The 18,199-nt window shown below is 60.0% G+C and carries 20 protein-coding genes and 1 tRNA gene; 6 read left to right on the top strand and 15 right to left on the bottom strand.

The genetic code is table 11. From position 1 onward, the window contains the following. Positions 1-87: 87 nt before the first annotated feature. The 3 genes from JH25_RS20245 to JH25_RS20255 form a co-directional block, all read right to left on the bottom strand. Positions 88-498, bottom strand: coding sequence for a type II toxin-antitoxin system HicB family antitoxin (locus tag JH25_RS20245; protein ID WP_032877288.1), 411 nt, complete (start codon positions 496-498; stop codon positions 88-90). A gap of 22 nt (positions 499-520) precedes the next feature. Next, on the bottom strand, positions 521-703 hold the full coding sequence (locus JH25_RS27880) for a type II toxin-antitoxin system HicA family toxin (protein ID WP_078820528.1): 183 nt from the start codon (positions 701-703) through the stop codon (positions 521-523). Between the two features lie 167 nt (positions 704-870). Then, on the bottom strand, positions 871-1,764 hold the full coding sequence (locus JH25_RS20255) for a LysR family transcriptional regulator (protein WP_032877286.1): 894 nt from the start codon (positions 1,762-1,764) through the stop codon (positions 871-873). A gap of 95 nt (positions 1,765-1,859) precedes the next feature. On the opposite strand from JH25_RS20255, the gene JH25_RS20260 reads away from it, so the two are divergent. Next, entirely contained in the window at positions 1,860-3,029 is a 1,170-nt protein-coding gene (locus JH25_RS20260) for an MFS transporter (RefSeq protein WP_032877285.1), read from the top strand. Between the two features lie 93 nt (positions 3,030-3,122). Here the strand turns inward: JH25_RS20260 and JH25_RS20265 are convergent. From JH25_RS20265 to JH25_RS20280, 4 genes are all read right to left on the bottom strand, one after another. Continuing rightward, positions 3,123-3,196, bottom strand: a tRNA-Gly gene (locus tag JH25_RS20265). Between the two features lie 111 nt (positions 3,197-3,307). Beyond that, positions 3,308-4,192 (bottom strand): alpha/beta fold hydrolase, encoded by an 885-nt coding sequence (locus JH25_RS20270; protein ID WP_005785967.1) that lies wholly within the window; start codon positions 4,190-4,192, stop codon positions 3,308-3,310. A gap of 304 nt (positions 4,193-4,496) precedes the next feature. Continuing rightward, positions 4,497-5,189 carry a pseudouridine synthase gene (locus JH25_RS20275; RefSeq protein ID WP_032877284.1) on the bottom strand — a complete coding sequence of 231 codons (693 nt, stop codon included), beginning with the start codon at positions 5,187-5,189 and terminating at the stop codon, positions 4,497-4,499. After that, a complete protein-coding gene (locus tag JH25_RS20280; protein WP_032877283.1) occupies positions 5,179-5,391 on the bottom strand; it encodes a cysteine-rich CWC family protein in 213 nt (70 codons plus the stop codon). Before JH25_RS20280 ends, JH25_RS20275 begins: the two co-directional genes overlap by 11 nt. A gap of 244 nt (positions 5,392-5,635) precedes the next feature. Here JH25_RS20280 and JH25_RS20285 point away from each other — a divergent pair, with 244 nt between their 5' ends. Continuing rightward, positions 5,636-5,995 (top strand): hypothetical protein, encoded by a 360-nt coding sequence (locus tag JH25_RS20285; protein WP_081883289.1) that lies wholly within the window; start codon positions 5,636-5,638, stop codon positions 5,993-5,995. A 156-nt stretch (positions 5,996-6,151) separates the two neighbouring features. Continuing rightward, positions 6,152-6,604, top strand: a complete 453-nt coding sequence (locus tag JH25_RS20290; protein WP_032877281.1) for a DUF3757 domain-containing protein — start codon at positions 6,152-6,154, stop codon at positions 6,602-6,604. Here JH25_RS20290 and JH25_RS20295 read toward each other — a convergent pair. Continuing rightward, the gene (locus JH25_RS20295; RefSeq protein WP_032877280.1) at positions 6,590-7,702 is read right to left on the bottom strand and encodes an enoyl-CoA hydratase/isomerase family protein; all 1,113 of its coding nucleotides are present in this window, start codon (positions 7,700-7,702) and stop codon (positions 6,590-6,592) included. The two genes, JH25_RS20290 and JH25_RS20295, sit on opposite strands and share 15 nt — an antisense overlap. 136 nt (positions 7,703-7,838) lie before the next feature. Here JH25_RS20295 and ung point away from each other — a divergent pair, with 136 nt between their 5' ends. Then, complete coding sequence (gene ung / locus JH25_RS20300; RefSeq protein ID WP_032877279.1) at positions 7,839-8,531, top strand: uracil-DNA glycosylase; 693 nt, start codon at positions 7,839-7,841, stop codon at positions 8,529-8,531. A gap of 15 nt (positions 8,532-8,546) precedes the next feature. Here the strand turns inward: ung and JH25_RS20305 are convergent, their stop codons facing one another. The 6 genes from JH25_RS20305 to JH25_RS20330 form a co-directional block, all read right to left on the bottom strand. Further along, on the bottom strand, positions 8,547-9,482 hold the full coding sequence (locus JH25_RS20305; protein ID WP_164699505.1) for a YncE family protein: 936 nt from the start codon (positions 9,480-9,482) through the stop codon (positions 8,547-8,549). Positions 9,483-9,600: 118 nt separating this feature from the next. Further along, positions 9,601-10,629: an AbrB family transcriptional regulator gene (locus JH25_RS20310; RefSeq protein ID WP_032877277.1), complete on the bottom strand. Its 1,029-nt coding sequence runs from the start codon at positions 10,627-10,629 to the stop codon at positions 9,601-9,603. Further along, on the bottom strand, positions 10,622-12,136 hold the full coding sequence (locus JH25_RS20315; RefSeq protein ID WP_032877276.1) for a tripartite tricarboxylate transporter permease: 1,515 nt from the start codon (positions 12,134-12,136) through the stop codon (positions 10,622-10,624). The genes JH25_RS20310 and JH25_RS20315 overlap by 8 nt, the downstream gene beginning before the upstream one ends. A gap of 1 nt (position 12,137) precedes the next feature. Then, complete coding sequence (locus JH25_RS20320) at positions 12,138-12,596, bottom strand: tripartite tricarboxylate transporter TctB family protein (protein WP_005785979.1); 459 nt, start codon at positions 12,594-12,596, stop codon at positions 12,138-12,140. A gap of 147 nt (positions 12,597-12,743) precedes the next feature. Beyond that, entirely contained in the window at positions 12,744-13,727 is a 984-nt protein-coding gene (locus JH25_RS20325; RefSeq protein WP_032877275.1) for a Bug family tripartite tricarboxylate transporter substrate binding protein, read from the bottom strand. Positions 13,728-13,774: 47 nt separating this feature from the next. Further along, the gene (locus JH25_RS20330; RefSeq protein ID WP_032877274.1) at positions 13,775-15,067 is read right to left on the bottom strand and encodes an OprD family porin; all 1,293 of its coding nucleotides are present in this window, start codon (positions 15,065-15,067) and stop codon (positions 13,775-13,777) included. Between the two features lie 247 nt (positions 15,068-15,314). Between JH25_RS20330 and JH25_RS20335 the strand changes: the two genes are divergently transcribed. Together JH25_RS20335 and JH25_RS20340 are read left to right on the top strand one after the other, a co-directional pair. Next, complete coding sequence (locus JH25_RS20335) at positions 15,315-15,986, top strand: response regulator (protein ID WP_005785982.1); 672 nt, start codon at positions 15,315-15,317, stop codon at positions 15,984-15,986. Further along, a complete protein-coding gene (locus JH25_RS20340; protein ID WP_032877273.1) occupies positions 15,979-17,364 on the top strand; it encodes a sensor histidine kinase in 1,386 nt (461 codons plus the stop codon). Before JH25_RS20335 ends, JH25_RS20340 begins: the two co-directional genes overlap by 8 nt. Here JH25_RS20340 and JH25_RS20345 read toward each other — a convergent pair whose 3' ends face one another. After that, positions 17,365-18,186 (bottom strand): HDOD domain-containing protein, encoded by an 822-nt coding sequence (locus tag JH25_RS20345; protein WP_032877272.1) that lies wholly within the window; start codon positions 18,184-18,186, stop codon positions 17,365-17,367. Between the last annotated feature and the right edge of the window lie 13 nt (positions 18,187-18,199).

Below are 18,199 nucleotides of genomic sequence, written 5' to 3'. Positions count from 1 at the left end.
CCAGCGGGCCTGGAAACTACGTTTCTTGCGGTCAAATTCTTGTCAGTTGAACGTTGCGGTAAACCCTTCGGTGTTGCTTCGCCGCGATTATCGATCCTGTTGCAATACCTTGAGTGCCGCGGACGCCAGAAACCCCGAACGGCTTTTTTCTTCCGGGTGATTCAGTACATAGTCATCGATGCGATTCAACAGATACCCCGGCAGGGTGATGTTGAGTTTTTGCGCCTTGCCCAGGTACTTGGTGACGTCGATGTCTACCACCGCCCAGGTGCAGCCTGCGTACTGTGGGTTGGCGGCGTGCAAGGTGACTTTCTGCGCGCTGGGAATCGGCGCGCCATCTTCTGCAAGGATCTCGAAGTGCCCCTCGATGGCTTCGCGGGCCATGGCCATGGCGTCGTCCAGGTCATCGCCGGCGGAATAGCACCCGGGAATATCCGGGACTTCCACGCCCCAGGCGTGGTCCTCGTCGCCCGTTGAAATTGCGATGGGATAAAGCATGTGTGTTGCCCTCCAGGGACGGTTAACTCAGCAGAGCCTGTTTCAAAATGCTCTTGGCGGTTTTATCCAGCAGGTCCTTTTTTGGATGAGGAATCGTGACCAGACCGGGCTTTGTCCGGTGCTTGAAGTGATGATGACTGCCCCTGATGCGCACCAGATACCAACCGTCTGCAACGATGTTACCTATCAAATAGCGGCTATCCACATCACCTCCTTGTGGTGTGTGTTGGTGGTGACTATAACTACTGAAAAAAAATTATCAACACTCTACCTACCGATGGTCGATGTCCGGTATTTCGGTAGCGGTTGAAGGAAGTGTATGGCGGCGCTGGAATGGCGCCGCCGAGACGTATTGCGGGATTTTTCGCGGTATTACGGGATGTGTAATGCCTGTTCAAGTACACCCATAAATGCGTCCACTAATACGCCTCTTCCTGATGTCGGGGTAAGTACCAATAACTGCGCACATGCGTCCACTTCCTGCAGCGGTCGATACGTCACGCCTTTGTTCATCAAGCTCTGGGTACATTCCGGGACCAGCGCAACGCCTTGCCCGGCCGCCACCAAGGCAATGATCGAAGTGATCTGTCGCCCGGTCGGCCCAGGGCGCAGGGGCTGGCCGTGGTGTCGGTAAAGTTGCTCGATGGACTGGTTCAAGCCAGACCCGTAATCGGCCGGAAACAGAATCAGCGGATAAGTGCTGAGTTGCGCCACGCCGAGCATCGTTTGGCTGGCCAATGGGCTGTCGCTGGAGACGGCGGCCACCAACCGCTCCTCACCCAGCGATAACGCCTGGACATCGGCGCTTTGCGGCATCAGGCGGCTCAAGCCGATATCCAGGCGTCCGTCCGCCACCTGGGCGCCCAGGCTGCCGGAGGCGCATTCCACCAGGGTCAACTGCACATCGGGAAAGCGCTGGGCGAATGCCTGGATCGCCTGGCTGAACAGGTCCGACAGCGCGATTGAACTGGCATATCCCAGTGCCAGTTGGCCCGCAGTGCCGGCGGCCAATTTACGCGCGATCACTTGCGCCAGTTCTACTTGCTCCAACACACCGCGGGCATAGGGCAGGAACGAACGTCCCTGAGCGGTGAGGGTGACCGTGCGGCTGGTGCGGTCAAACAGCTTGAACCCCAACTCTGCCTCCAGCGCAGAAATCTGCCGAGTCAGCGGCGGTTGGGCCAGATTCAGGCGAAGTGCCGCACGGCCGAAGTGCAGTTCTTCAGCGACCGTCAGAAAGTAACGCAGCTTGCGTAGGTCGAGCATCCTGATCCTTGGGTATCAATCGGTCGGAATTCGGTATTGGTTAAAGGCACGCCGGCCATTCTATAAAGGCCGCACAAAATAAAACGAGAGGTTTCATGAAACCGCGCCTGCATTGTGCCCGCCTTGCCCTGTTCCTGTGTGGCTGCGCGGCGTTCCTCAACCTCTACGCCACCCAGAGCATCCTGCAGGTGTTTGCGGCGCAGTTCGACATCAGCGCCAAGGCTGCCGGCTGGAGCATTACCGTGACCACGCTGGCGGTGGCGATCACTGCGCCATTTGTCAGCCACCTGACCCGACGCTTCGAGCAACGCACGGTGATAAGCCTGGCGGCGCTGTTGCTGGCGGGGCCGGCGTTGATGACGGCTTATGCTGACAGCTTCGCCGGAGTGTTGGTCTGGCGCTTTGTCGAGGGCATGCTGATCCCCATAGTGTTTGCCACGAGCGTGGCTTACGTCGGCGATCGCTGGAGCGGTGGCACGGTGACTGAAGTCACCAGCCTGTATGTGGCGGGTACCGTGCTGGGTGGGTTCGCCGGGCGGTTCGTCACCGGAGTGGTGACCGAGTACGTGGGCTGGCGCGAAGCGTTTGAGTGGCTGGCCGTGTTGAGCTTGATGGTCGGCGGTTTTATCCAGTTTCTGCTGCCCGCCAATCGCCCGCGGGCGAAGCTGGCCAAGGCGGCTTGGTCAGGTGTTTTACGCACGCCGCTGATGGCTGCGTATGCCGTAGGTTTTTGCGTGTTATTTTCACAGGTCGCCGCCTTCACCTACGCAGGTTTGTACCTTGGCCTACCGCCTTTCAACCTCGGGCCTGCGGCCTTGGGAGCGCTGTACACCGTATTTCTGTTGGCGCTGATCGTGATACCCATCGCCGGCCGCCTCAGCAAAGCCCGCCCACAGGCCCAATTGCTGAGCATCGCCGCGGTGCTGGGCGTTTGTGGTTCGGCCCTGACCCTGGTGCCTTCCCTGGGGTGCATCGTGGTAGGCCTGGCCTTCAGCTCCACCGGCGTGTTCCTCGCCCAAGCCGCTGCCAATGCCTTCATCACTGCCAACGCTGGCGACAGCAAGGCAAGAGCAGTGGGGGTCTACCTGACCTGTTACTACCTGGGCGGTAGCTGCGGAGCTATCGTGCCGGCGCTGATTTGGGAGCGCTGGGGCTGGGCCGGGTGTGTGGGGCTGATCATCGGTTTGCAACTGCTGAGCCTGTTGATCGCGTTGGTGGGCTGGAAGCCTGTCGAACCCGAACGGGTTGGTGCACAACGCTCTTGAACCTCAAATCCCAGGCATAAAAAAACCGGTCACCAGGACCGGTTTCTATGCATCCTTCGCCAGATTCATCCTGACGCAGGTGCCACTTTCAAGTGGAGCGGGTAGAGGGAATCGAACCCTCAACTAAAGCTTGGGAAGCTTTCGTTTTGCCACTAAACTATACCCGCTCAGAGCGGCTGACTTTGTACCAGATGTTCGCTGCAATTTGAAGTTTTTCTTTGAAAAATGTGTGGGTTGCGTGTGGCGAGGGCGCTTGTTCGCCGTCGCCAGTCTCCATTTCAAAGGGTAGCTGCATGCTGCGTCTGCCCCTGGTGATATCGCAGCCGGCTCACCTGTCGCTCTGGTTTCAAGAAGCCCACCACTGCCTCACGGCTATCCCGGCACGCCGCTTTGTGCTCCATATCCAGAAAGTGCCCCGTGGCCTGGATGGTGCTGAAGCTGCTCTTGGCCACATGCTGGCCAAACAGCCTGGCATCCTCGGCGCTGGTGTATTCGTCCCATTCGCCGTTCAAGAACAACACCGGAATGTCGATCTGTTTGGCCGCCCTGAGGTAGCACAGCCGGTCGCTGTTGAGTACGTGGCTGATGTGAAAGTGCATCTGCCCATATTCGTGCTCGGCCAGGTTGCTGACGTGGCGGTAGTTGAAGCGCTTGAACAGCGACGGCAGATGCTTGCCGATGGTGCTGTTGACCAGGTGGCCGACGCGGTCGCGGTCGAGGTTGCCGAGGTAGTCGACACCGCGCTCAAGGTAATCGCGCATCGGCGCATTGATCACTGGCGAGAATGAGCTGATCACGGCTTTTTCCACACGTCGAGGCCGGTGTGCAAGCGCGACCAGCGTGGCGGCACCGCCCCACGAAAAGGACAGCACATGCTCTGCGGCGAAGTGATCGAGCAGTTCCAGGAGAATCTGACCCTCAACTTCCTTTGTCAGCATCTGCTCATGGCGGTTATGGATTTTGGAACGGCCGGCGTAAGGCTGGTCGTACAAAACCACATTGAATTGCGGGTACAGGCTTTTCACGGTTTGAGCGAAGGACGCCGTGGTCGCCATGGAGCCGTTGACCAGGACGATGGTCTTTTCAGCCGCGTCCGCGCGATAGAACTCCGTGTACACCCGATACTGACCCTGTATATCCAGCACAGCGATTTCTGGCCTCATGTCGTAAGACTCCTGGCAAGCGGGTAGTGCGCGCAGATCACTCTGCACGAGCTTTGTGACAGGTAGGCATACGCCTTGAAATGAGGGCCCATGTCGGTCCGATGACGGCTGGCCGGCGGGTATTGTTATGAAGGGCGGTTTGCCGGGATGGCCCGCAGATCAAGCGCGGACGAGGCAAGGTGTTTCTTGGAGATTATAGGGCGACTCATCAGTCATGATGTGGCGCAAGCCCTGAGTCAAGCAGCACAACCGGCAGGCCGCAAGTTGAACGGCCGGATTTTTGCCGGCGCTGGCCGAACGGTCGTCAGACCTGTCGGATTTCGTCGTCGGTCAATGGCCGGTATTGGCCCGGCGCAAGGCTTGTATCCAGAGCCAAGGGGCCCATCCGCTCGCGATGCAGGCCGGTCACCTTATTGTCGAAATGGCCAAACATCCGCTTCACTTGGTGATAGCGGCCTTCGATGATGCTCAAGCGCGCCGTCCTTGGGCCCAGCAACTCAAGTTCGGCAGGTTGGGTGGTGAGATCTTCGAAAGCGAAATACACACCCTCGGCAAAAGTCACTGCGTACTGTGCACCGATGTCCTGCTCGGTTTCCACGCGGTAAACCTTGGGCAACTTGGTCTGTGGTTGCGTCAGGCGCCGCGACCACTGGCCGTCGTTGGTAATCAGCATCAGGCCGGTGGTATTGAAATCCAGGCGACCGGCGATATGCAGCTCGGCCTTGTCTGGTACATCCAGCAAGTCCAGGACAGTGGGGTGTTGCGGGTCCGATGTGGCACTCACGCAGCCCTGGGGTTTGTGCAGCATGAAATAGCGCGCCGGTTTGCCTGCCTGCAGTACTTCACCGTCAACGCAGACATGGCTGAATTCGCGCACTGGATGATGAGGGTCGCTGATCTCGACCCCGTCGACGGTCACCCGGCGCCCCGCCAGCAGCAGGCGCACTTGCTGGCGATTGAACTGCGCCAGGTTGCTGAGGAAACGATCAACGCGCATTGCGGTTACGCAACTGTTCGTCCGCCTGGGCACAGCGCGGGCACAGGCAGGCTTTATTGCGCAGTTCATCGGACAAGGCTTCAAGCACCGCCGGATCGATGGTTACGCTGAAGCACCAGCAGGGCTGGTCGGCGGTACGCGGATCGGCCAGGGTGCAGTCGTTGCGAGCGCCGCAGGCAGGGCAAAGGGTGGGTGTGGTCATCGGTCGCTTCAGGCAGGAATCGGGCAGGGGCGCACAAGTCCTTGCACGATACAGCGCCGCTGAGTCCGGTTCCATCGCCGCGTCCTGAAGGCGAGCATTCACTTCGTCTGAAACAGATGTTTCGACTTATGTCGTAGGCGCACCAGATTCGGTTTTTGATGTCAGATATTTCGTCATTCAGTGAAGGCTGAATGCCGCTCTCCAGCGTCGCTGGAGGAGCTCTTCCGCGGTCCAGGAGGCCGCCATGTATAGACGACTGCTGCTTATCGCTTTGCTCGGCCTGACCTTGTCAGCTTGTGTGCCCTACTACGATGGAGGCGCCACTTACTATCGCTCCGAAGTCTATACCGCACCGGCGCCCGCCTATTATTACGGCGGCCCGCGTTATTCTCCCTATGGGCGCAGTTATTACACCCCAGCGCCTCGCTACTATGCACCACAACCTCGCTATTACTCGGCGCCGCGTTATTACCAGCCGGCACCGCGTTATTACCCAAGGGCGGGTTACCGACCTTACTCCAATCAAGGGTGGGGTAATCGCTGGGGCAACGGCGGGCATGGGCGTGGTTCCGATCACGGAGGTGGCCGCGGCGGTCATCGTTAAATATCTTGAAAAACAAGCGGCGCATCAAGCGCCGTTTTTTATAGGTACCGTATGTCCGTACTGTCAGATTTAACAGCTATCTTTGAGGCGATAGCTGTATTTCACTAGCGAAAAGCCCTGCGCTTTGCGTGGTGAAACTGAGCAGATGGAATCCCTATGTTCAAACAACTTATTTGCGTGCTCCTGCTGACGAGCTGCATCGTTGCATCGGCCAGAGCGGAGCAAGGCTGTCCTTACCCGGCGCAGGTCTCGTATGTCGACGGGCATTATCGAGCCGAGGACAACGGCCTGCGGTGGCAAAGCCCGAAGGTCAAGTATCGGGGCCTTATCGACGGATTCATCGGCGCGGTCTTCATACCGGGTGAGGACGAGCAGAGGGAAAACGGCTACATGGATAAGTGCATCTACCGCACCGGTTGGGACGGTGTGGTAGCACTGAGGCCCTACAAGGACAGTAAAATTATCAACATGTCATTGACCAGCACCTTGTATTGGGAACTGCGGCCCGGCGCGTTCACACTGCCGGTATATACCTGCACGGACAGCCAGCCGGACAACTGCGCTTTCAACGTCAACGACAAGCGAACGGACCTGTCAGTAGTCAGATAAATCCGCCAGAGGATTCCTACCTTCCCATGCCTTGCTGAAATGCGCGTGCACCACCGCTTCCGGAAGGGTATTGATATCCGGCCAATGCCAATGAGGTGTCTGGTCCTTGTCGATCAGGCGTGCTCGAACACCTTCGGCGAACTCTGGATGACGGCAGCAATTGAGGCTCAGGGTGTACTCCATCTGAAACACCTGTGCCAGGGATAGATGACGGGCACGCTGAATCTGCTCCCACACCAGGTGTGCCGTCAGCGGGCAGCCTTCACTGAGGGTTTTACCCGCGCGGGCCAAGAGCGGATCGCTGTGATCACGCAACAGGCTCAATGCACGCCAGGCACACCGTATATCACCCACATCCAGCCATTCGTCGATCAGCCCACGGCGCGGCAACCATTGCGCTTCGGGTTGGTGGCCGACCGCTTCCTGGGCAAGGGCCTTGAGCAAACTGTTGAGCTGCATTGCGGCCTGTTCCTGCCAGTTCAGTTGCAGCAAACCGTCAAGCAGCTCGTCTTGCTGGTCATCACGCAGGAAGCGGTCAGCCAGGCCCAGTTCCAGGGCGTCGCGGCCGTTGACATGAGCACCGGTAAGGCCCAGGAACAAACCGAGCTTGCCCGGCAGGCGAGACAGAAACCAGCTGGCACCTACATCCGGGTACAACCCGATGCTGATCTCGGGCATGGCCAGGCGACTGCTCGGCGTAACAATACGTACCGAGGCACTTTGCAACAAACCCATGCCACCGCCCAATACATAGCCGTGGCCCCAGCAAATCAGCGGCTTGGGGTAGGTATGCAAGCGGTAGTCGAGGCGATATTCGGCAGCAAAAAACTGCGCGGCCAGGGCCGGTACTTCGCCGGGTTGTTCACGGCACTCCTGAGCCAGGCTGCGCACTTCACCCCCAGCGCAAAAGGCTTTTGGCCCGTTGCCGCGCAACAACACACAGGCGATTTGCGGGTCGTTGGCCCAGGCATCCAGGCGTTCTGCCAACGCCAGAATCATGGGCAGGGAGAGGGCGTTGAGGGATTTTTGAGCGTCCAGGCTGGCGATGCCTATGCGCGCACCGCCGTTGCCGGCCAGTTCTTCGAAGTGCAGGTTCATTGTGACCTCAATCGAGAAGGTGAAGGATGAGTATGATCCCTTCGTGGGAAAGTGCCGGTGGTGTGTCAGATCAATTGACAAGCGGGGTCGGCTTTCCTAGGGTTCGCCTCATTCTTTTTTACAAGACAATTCAACTATGACCGATGGCGACCGTATCAAACTCGAACCCAGCTGGAAACACGCCTTGCGCGATGAGTTCGAGAAGTCCTACATGGCCCAGTTGCGCGAATTCCTGCGCCAGGAACATGCCGCCGGCAAAGAGATCTACCCGCCCGGTCCGTTGATTTTCAACGCTCTCAATTCAACGCCCCTGGACAAGGTCAAGGTCGTGATCCTCGGCCAGGACCCCTACCACGGTCCCGGCCAGGCCCATGGCCTGTGCTTTTCGGTACAACCGGGGGTGCCGGCGCCGCCGTCGCTGGTCAATATCTATAAAGAGCTCAAGCGCGACCTGAACATCGACATCCCCAACCACGGCTACCTGCAAAGCTGGGCCGATCAGGGCGTGCTGATGCTCAACACCACCATGACCGTGGAGCGCGCCAACGCCAACGCCCATGCGGGCAAGGGCTGGCAGTTCTTCACCGATCGGATTATCGAGGTAGTCAGCGAGCATCAGCCGCACCTGGTGTTCCTGCTGTGGGGCGCTCATGCTCAAAGCAAGCAGAAGCTGATCGATGCCACCAAGCATCTGGTGCTGACGTCGGTGCATCCGTCGCCGTTGTCGGCGTATCGCGGGTTTCTGGGCTGCGGGCATTTCAGCCGGGCTAACAAGTTTCTTGAACAGAATGGCGAGGCACCGATCGAGTGGCGGCTGCCGCCACTCTGAACCGGACGACCATGGCTACAGACGGACTTGCGACACTGTGCTATTGCCAATATTGGCCACGTAGGCGGTTCGGCCGTTGGGTGTCACGACAATACCCCGCGGTTTGTTGAAGCCTGTGAGGGTGTCCGTTACGGTTTGTGTGCGGGTGTGGAGGATACTCACGCGATCGCCATCGGTTTCCGTGATGTAGGCGAATTCGAGCATCGTATGAAATGCCACCTGATAGGGGCCTAGCAAACCGTCCAGTATGGTACTGACCTGTGCGGCGGAGGTATTGCCGATATAGACCTCACCACGGTCCTGGTAGGTGATGTAGACACGTGCGTTGAAGCGAGCATGAGCAATGGAGGTAGGTTGACCGGCAACGGTATTGGTTTGGGTCACAACCCTGTTGGTCCCCAGGTGGATGCTGGTCCACCCATCCAAATCCGAGGCAAGGTGTAAACGGGCGTTGCCGGGTGCTATCGCTATCTCTCGAGGGTAACGCACTGGGGTGGTGGCGATTCGCTGATGATTGGCGGTATCGATCACCACCACTTCCGATGCGGCGTGGTCGGCGACGTACAAGCGTGCTCCGGTAGAATTCAAGGCCAACCCATTGATGGCAGTAAACCCCCTGATCTGGTCACTGACGGTATCGGTCAAGGTGTCTATCACTGTGATCGGCGTATTGCTGGCCTGGCTGTTATCGCTGGCGTAAAGGCGCGGGGCCGTGGGGTGCATGGCCAGCCAAATGGGGGATCCCACATTGGTGATGGTCCTGACGACGCTAAAGTTCGCTGTGTCGATGACAGTAATGCCTTGTGGCAATGTGGAGCTTGCGACATACAGACGCGTTCCATCCCCATTGAGTACAAGGCGATTGGGGGAACCATGGACGGTAATCGTATTGACGATTGCGGCGGGCTCTTCATTCTCGTTTTCGAGCGTTGTTTCGGTTGGGGTCACCACGATTGCGCTCCTCAAAGGGAAGTCGCGCCATGGAACACCTGATAAGGTGACCTTGGCTAGCTGTGAAGAGTGCCAGTTCAGACAAACGGTCGTGGCCCCTGAGGGGCCACTTCCAGAGTTAAGATTGGCGGTTCCAGTGCCTGAACAACGGCTCTGCCAAAAACAGCACAAACAGCAGACGCATCACCTGCATTGCCGTCACCAACGGCACCGACAATTGCAGGGTCTCCGCCGTCAGGCTCATCTCGGCAATGCCGCCGGGCATCATGCCCAACGTCAGTGAGCGCAGGTCCAGGTGGGTCAGCGCACTCAACCCTACCGCTGCCAACGTGGCGAGCGCCATGGTCAAGGCGGTGCCAATCAAGGTGCGGCCCATGAACGCCGGAGCGCTACGGAAGAACTGCCGATTGAAGTGGCAGCCCAAACCGCTGCCGATCAACCATTGGCCGATCTGGCTGCCGCCGTCGGGCAGGCCGATGTGTAGATCCCAGGTCACGCTGGCGATGGCACTCACCAACAATGGCCCGAACAGCCAAGGATTGGGCTGGCGCAAGCGCTGCCAGCCCCAGGCCACCAGCGCACCTACCGGGAACAGCAGGGCCAGCCAGGCCCAGTCCACAGGCGCCGGGTGAAACTGCGGTGTACCGCCACCCAGCAAATACTTGAAGATCGCCGGCACACACAGCACTACCACCAGGACACGCAGGCTTTGTCCTGCCGCCACCCGGCTGAGTACCGCACCATTGCGGGCGCCCAGGTTGACCATCTCCCCGGAGCCGCCCGGCATACTGGAGAAAAACGCCGTGGCGCGGTCTTCACCGCTGCGGCGCATCAGCCACACACCCACCACGCTCGACAAACTGGTGACCAGCGCCCCGAAGAAGATCAGGCCGAAGTGGCTCATCACCTGTTCGATCACCACGGGCGTGAAGTGCAGGCCGATGCCGATGCCCACCACCCATTGGCCGCATTTGCGCCCGCCGGGAATCTCTACCAACTGCCACGGCGTGAGGCAGCGCACCAGGATGATCGCCAGCAACGCGCCGACCATATACGGCAAAGGCCAGCCGACGAGGCTGGCCAGGTAACCGCCGGCCAGGCCGACCAGCGGTGTTCCCCACCAATGTTTGAAGGTGACTTCAGACATCGGCTACGGCACGGCGCTGCAAGGAGCGCTTGCGCCAGATACGCAGCAATGGCACGAGCAGCATGATGGCGGTGAGTACCCATACACCGAAGGTTATCGGGCTCGACCACAGGATCTCCAGCGCACCGTTGGAAATCGACAACGCACGGCGCAGGTTCTGCTCCATCAGGCCGCCGAGGATAAAACCGAGCAATACCGGCGACAGCGGGAAATCCAGCTTGCGCAGGATGTAGCCGAAGATGCCGATGCCGACCATCAGGAACAGGTCGAAGGTGGTGGCATGCACCGCATACACACCAATCGCGGTAATGATCGCGATCACCGGCACCAGTGCCCAGTTCGGCACGGCGAGGATACGGGTGAAGATACGGATCATCGGGATGTTGAGGATCACCAGCATGATGTTGGCAATGAACAACGATGCGATCAGGCCCCAGACGATGTCGGGTTGCTGTTGAAACAGCAGCGGGCCTGGGGTGATGTTGTACAGCGACAGGGCGCCGATCATCACCGCAGTGGTGCCCGAACCTGGCACGCCGAGCGTTAGCATCGGCACCAACGCGCCACAGGCGGACGCCCCAATGGCGGTTTCCGGTGCCGCCAGGCCGCGCATATCGCCCTGGCCGAACTTGCCGCTGGCACCGGCCATGCGTTTTTCGGTCATGTAGGCAACGGCCGAAGCCAGTGTTGCACCGGCACCCGGCAACACGCCCATGATGAAACCGAGCAAGCCGCAGCGGATGTTAACCACGAACACCGCACCCGCTTCCTTCAGGTTGAACATCATGCGTCCGGTGGCCTTGACCGCTTCCTGACCACGGTGGGTTTTTTCCAGCAGCAACAGGATCTCGCTGATGGAGAACAGGCCCAGCACCAGCACCACAAACTGGATGCCATCGGTGAGGTGGATGTTATCTCCGGTAAAGCGATACACGCCGCTGTTGGCGTCGATGCCCACGGCCGAGAGGAACAGCCCGATCAGCGCCGCCACGAAGGTCTTCAGCGGCTTGTCACCGGCCATGCCGCCCAGGCACACAATCGCGAACACCATCAGTACGAAATATTCCGCCGGGCCGAAGGCAATCGCCCATTTGGCCAGCAGCGGGGCAAACAGCACCATGCCGCAGGTAGCGATAAACGCACCGATGAACGAACTCCATGCCGACAACGACAGTGCTACGCCAGCCAGGCCTTTGCGGGCCATCGGGTAACCGTCGAGGGTAGTCATCACGGTGGACGCTTCGCCCGGGATGTTGAGCAGGATCGAGCTGATGCGGCCGCCGTATTCGCAACCCAGGTACACCGCTGCGAGCAGGATCAACGCTGACTCCGGCGGCAGGCCCAGGGCGAATGCGATGGGGATCAACAGCGCCACGCCGTTGATCGGGCCCAGGCCCGGCAGCAGGCCCACCACGGTGCCGATCAAAGTGCCGCACAGCGCGGTCACCAGGTTGTACGGGCTCAGCGCGACGCCGAAACCCTGGCCCAAATAGCCAAAAGTATCCATATCAGTTCTCCAGAACGTCGAGCAGGCCGAGGGGCAACGGCACATCCATGGCTTTATCGAACAGCAGGTACAAGCCGATAGCCATCAGGCCGACGATCACCACGCTGGGCATCCAGCGGCCGCCATACAGGCGCGCCATTGGAATGCCGATCAACATGCTGCTGAGAATGAACCCCAGGGATTCGAAGGTGGCGGCGAACACGAGCAACAGCGCGACGCAAAGGCCGATCTTGATCAGGGTTTCGCGGTCCAGCGCCGGTTCTTCTTCGGTGTGCCTGGTCGGTTGCGGGCGAAACAGCATGTAGATCAGCGCCAGGCTCATCAGCCCGAGCATCAGCAGCGGGTAGGCACGTGGGCCGACCGGCTCGTAGGAAAACGCCGCCTGATACGGCCAGGCCATCAGGGCCAGGCCGGCGCAGGCCAGCAACAGCGCTGCAGCGAAAATGCGTTGTAAGAGCATAGAAAACTCCAAGGCCCCTCTTGTAGAAGCGAGCTTGCTCGCGAAAAACTTCAACGATAACGCGTGCTGTCTGGACGCACGTGGATGTCCTTGGGTTCTTCGCGAGCAAGCTCGCTCCTACAGGGGCATTACACAAATGACGGGCGTTTACTGGATCAGGCCGAACTCTTTGGCCAGCACTTTGTAGTCAGCCACCTGTTTCTTCACGTAGGTGTCCAGCTCCGGGCCGGTCATGGCAAACGGGAACAGCTCGCGCTGGTCACGCAGCTTGGCGAACTCGTCGGAGGCCAGCAGCTTGTCGAAGGCGTCTTTCCACCAGGCGTAGTCGGCATCGCTGACTTTTGGCCCAAGGTAGAAACCGCGCACCACCGGCCAGACGATGTCGTAGCCTTGCTCCTTGGCAGTGGGGATGTCTTTCATTTCCGGCTCGTCCAGGCGTTTCTCGGAGAACACCGCCAACAGGCGCATGTCACCGCTGAGGATGTGCGGCATGGAGTCGGAGATGTCGGTACTACCCACCTGGATATGACCGCCGAGCAGGGCGGTAGCGATTTCACCGCCGCCTTCAAGGGCCACATAACGCAGTTCACGCGGGTTGATCCCGGCAGCCTTGGCGATCAGCGCGGTTTGCATCCAGTCCTGGCTGCCGACGGTGCCGCCGGAACCTATCACTACGCTGCCCGGATCTTTCTTCAAGGCTTTTACGAGATCGTCGAGGGTCTTGTAGGGCGAATCGTTTTTCACTGCGATGGCACCGTAGCTGGTGCCTACCGCCGCCAGCCAGCGCACGGCGCTTTCATCAAAGCGACCGAACTTGCCCTGGGCCAGGTTCAGCAGCGAACCACTGGACCAGGCCACCAAAGTGCCTGCGTCCGCAGGGCGCTGGGCAACCACTGCGTTGTAGGCCACCGCGCCAACGCCGCCGGGCATGTAGGTCACACGCATCGGCTTGCTCAGCAGCTTCTGGTTGACCAGCGCGCTTTGCGCCAGCTTGCAGGTCAGGTCAAAACCACCGCCGGGGGAGGCCGGGGCGATGCATTCCGGGCGCTTGGGCTCGTCGGCGGCCAGCAACTGGCCGGCGAACAACATGCAGCCGGCGGCGAGGGCAAATTTACGCGCTGAAGGGTTCATGGTTATCTCCATCGTTGTTGTTATAAGGTTTTAGTACCAACGCACATTTACCAAAGGGCAATGCTATAGCTGACCAGCAAACGCATTTCATCCGCATCACGGGCTGAATAGTTGGAGCGATAGGTCGCGTTACGCAGGCGCACGGCCACATCCTTGAACGTGCCGCTTTGCACCACGTACTTGATCTCGCTGTTGCGCTCCCACTCTTTGCCCGTTTGGCCGTTCTTGAGCTTGATGTTGTCGCCCGACAGGTAACGGCTCATGAAACTCAGGCCGGGAATCCCCAGCTTGGCGAAGTCGTAGTCGTAGCGTGCCTGCCAGGAGCGTTCTTCGGCGCCGGCAAAGTCGTTGATCTGTACGAAGTTGACCAGGTACGGGTCGCTGCCATCCACATACGGAAAGGCGCTGTCGCCGGACATGTGCTGGTAGCCGGCGCTGAGCTTATGGCCATTGAGGGCATAGCTGAACAGGCCGTTGAGGGATGTGTTGTCGATATTGCCGCCGCGGGCGCTACCGGTGTCGTCACTGATGGCCATGCGCAGGTCGGCGGCAAACGTGCCGGGGCCCATCGGGCGCGCGGCGACCAGGCCGAGGAAATGCTGGCGGTACACGTCATCGAGTTGGGCGAAGTGATAGCTGCCGGTGATTTTGTCGGCGAACTTGTAGTCCACGCCGCCGAAGTTGAAGTGCTTGCCGGTGGCGCCACTGAGGAAGCGGCTGTTCTTGTTATTGAGCGCAATATCTTCGTAATTGGTGTCGTCGCGGTCCTTGGCCTTATCCAGGCGGCCACCAGTGAACACAAGGTTCTTGAATTCCTTGGACGTCAGCAGGCCACCGTTGAAGGTCTGCGGCAGGATGCGACCGTCGTTGGGCTTGAGGATTGGCAATTCGGGTATCAGCGCGCCGATCTTCAGCTCGGTGGCGGAGATTTTCACTTTGCCGGTCAGGCCCAGCTTGGAGTACTCATTGGCGGCACGGCCGTCATCGTGGGTCGGCAGCAGGCCGGTGCCGGTGCGGTCGGGGCTGGAGTCGAGCTTGATGCCGAGCATACCCAGCGCATCCACGCCAAAACCGACAGTGCCGTCGGTGTAGCCCGATTGCAGGTTGAGCATGAAACCCTGGGCCCATTCGTCGCGTTTGGATTGCTGCGCACGGGTACCGTCGCGAAAGTCGCGGTTGAAGTACATGTTGCGGGTTTCCAGGGTCGCGGTACTGTCTTCGAAGAAGGCAGCCTGGCTTAGCGGCGAAAAGCCGGCGAGGGCGCAAGCACTGGCGAGAGCGGTGTGGCTCAGACGGCAAGAACGAACAGGCGTGCAAGCCTGGGGCTGTGTCGACAGCATCGTGATGGACTCCGTTATTGTTCTTATTTTTGGCGAAAACGCTTCGAGGCGTTTTTCGGGCGCTACGGGTGAGGCAGCTCGGCGGGCAGAAACCACCGTAGCTGGATGCTAAAGGGCGAAGCTTTCACTAACCTTTCAATTGTCTTTCAATGTTTTCGGGCTTCACAGGGCAGGTTGCGCCTGTAAACTCGCCGGCCAGCGGGCCAATAAAACGCCGCGCCGACCACTCCTCATGAGGTAGAAATCCATGCGTGTCCTCCTGGTTGAAGACCATCTGCAACTTGCCGAAAGTGTTGCGCAAGCGCTCAAGGGCATGGGTCTGACCGTCGACGTGCTGCACGATGGTGTGGCCGCGGACCTGGCCTTGGGCAGCGAGGAATACGCGGCGGCGATCCTCGATGTGGGCCTGCCGCGCATGGATGGTTTCGAGGTGCTGGCGCGCTTGCGGGCCCGAGGGAAAAACCTGCCGGTGCTGATGCTGACGGCACGCAGTGATGTCAAAGACCGCGTGCACGGCCTGAACCTGGGCGCCGACGACTACCTCGCCAAGCCGTTCGAACTGACAGAGCTGGAAGCGCGGGTCAAGGCGCTGCTGCGCCGCAGTGTATTGGGCGGGGAGCGCCAGCAGACGTGCGGGGTGCTGGTATACGACCTGGACACACGACGCTTCACGGTTGGCGGTGAATTGATGACGTTGACCTCCCGCGAACAAGCCGTACTCGAAGCCTTGATCGCCCGACCGGGCCGCGTGATGAGCAAAGAGCAATTGGCCTCTCAGGTTTTCGGTCTGGACGAGGAGGCCAGCCCCGATGCCATCGAAATCTACGTGCACCGCCTGCGCAAGAAGCTCGACGGCCAGCCCATCGCCATCGTGACGTTCCGCGGCTTGGGCTACTTGCTGGAAGCCCGCGATGCATAAGCCCAGCAGTCTGCGCTGGCGCTTGCTGTGGAACCTGGCGCTGTTGCTGGTGCTGTTGATGCTCGCCAGCGGCATGAGCGCCTACTGGAACGGGCGCGAAGCCGCCGACACGGCCTATGACCGCACGCTGTTGGCTTCGGCGCGCACCATTGCCGCAGGCTTGACCCAGGTGGACGGCACCCTCAGCGCCAATGTGCCGTATGTGGCCCTCGACACTTTCGCCTACGACAGTGCCGGGCGCATCTATTATCAGGTCAACGATATCCATCAGAAGCTGATTTCCGGTTACGAAAACCTCCCAGGCCCGCCGCCCGGCACTCCCCGCACCGACGATTACCCGGCCTTGGCGCGCTTCTACAACGCCATGTACCAGGGCCAGCACGTGCGAGTGGTGAGCCTGCTCAAGGCCGTTTCCGAGCCGAACATGAATGGGATGGCCGAGATTCGTGTCGCGGAGACCGACGAAGCACGCGTTGCCATGGCCCGCAGCTTGATGGCCGACACGTTGCTGCGCCTGGGGATGCTGGCCATCGGCGCGTTGCTGCTGGTGTGGTTTGCGGTGAGCGCTGCACTGCGTCCGCTCGAACGCCTGCGTACAGCGGTGGAAGAACGCCAACCCGATGATTTGCGGCCGCTGCCATTGGTGGAAGTTCAGGATGAGTTCGGCCCGCTGGTGCGCTCCCTCAACCATTTTACCGAACGTCTGCGCGGCCAGTTCGAGCGCCAGGCCCAGTTTATTGCCGATGCAGCCCACGAACTGCGTACGCCCTTGGCGGCGCTCAAGGCTCGCCTGGAACTGGGCTTGCGTGCCCAGGAGCCGGCCACCTGGCACAGCACCCTGGAAAGCGCTGCCCAGGGCACCGACCGCCTGACCCATCTGGCTAATCAATTGTTGTCCCTGGCCCGTATCGAAAACGGTGCCCGAGCCATTGCTGAAGGAGGCGCGCAGTTGCTCGACCTCAGCCAGTTGGCGCGCGAACTGGGCATGGCCATGGCGCCGCTGGCTCACGCACGCGGGGTGGCCCTGGCACTGGAGGCGGACGAGCCGGTCTGGTTGCGCGGTGAACCGACGCTGTTGAATGAGCTGCTGAGCAATCTGGTGGACAACGCTATGGCCCATACGCCACCTGGCGGCAATGTGATTTTGCGCGTGACCGCGCCGGCGGTGCTGGAGGTTGAGGATGATGGCCCGGGCATCCCATTGGATGAGCGGGACCGGGTATTCGAGCGCTTTTATCGCCGTAGCCAGCAGGGCATGGGGTCTGGCTTGGGGCTGGCAATTGTCGGGGAGATCTGCCGTGCGCACCTGGCGCAGATCAGCCTGCATGATGGCGAGTTGGCTGGGTTGAAAGTGCGCGTGAGTTTTATCGCCGGTTGATCAGTAGAACATCGACCGTGCTTCATCCAGTTCGGTGCGCGATTTCTCGCTGTAGAGATCAATTCGCAGCTTTTTCATCGCAGGTACGCTGGTAATGTCGACTTTCGCCAGCGGATGATCGGTGTTGTGATGGCAGTAGAGCACGGCGATCTGCACCAGATCCACATAGTCGAGTGTGGCAGAGTTGCGTTCCAGGTTCAGGTACTGGCCCGGCAGTTTCGCCAGCATTTCGGGGAAGTCCCAGCCACTCAGCAGTTTGTCGCCCAGTAACGGATGAATACTTTCGATGACGTGGTTGAGGCTGACCGGGTCGGAAAGCAGCTCGTAGTGGTCTTCGGCGTAGGTGAGGATCGGCAGCACGCCGATCTGATGCACCAACCCGCCGAGGGCCGCCTGGTCGGCCTTGAGGTGACTATGCCGGCGACACAAGGCATAGCTGACGCCGGCGACTTCCAGGCTACGGCACCACACATCGCGCATTTTCTGTGCGACCACTTCGGAGCGGGCGTGAAAAATCTGCTCCATCACCAGGCCGATGGCCAGGTTGCTGCTGTAGTTGGTGCCCAGCCGCGTGATGGCCGTGTGCAGGTCGGTGACTTCCTGGCTCGCCCGTAACAGCGGGCTGTTGACCACCTTGATCAGGCGCGCCGACAGGGCGGTGTCGCGACTGATCACCTTGCTCAAATGACTGATGCTGATCTCAGGGTCTTCGGCGGCCTGGCGAATTTTCAGGGCCACCTCCGGCAATGTCGGCAGAACCAGGTCATCGTTGTCGATGGCCGTCACCAACGCCTGTTGGACTTTTTCCGCCAGCTTGTTCATTCATGCTCTCTAG

The sequence above is a fragment of the Pseudomonas sp. BRG-100 genome (assembly GCF_000737955.1).
Classification (GTDB): Bacteria; Pseudomonadota; Gammaproteobacteria; order Pseudomonadales; family Pseudomonadaceae; genus Aquipseudomonas; species Aquipseudomonas synxantha_A.
This window is presented reverse-complemented; position numbering and strand designations above follow the sequence as displayed.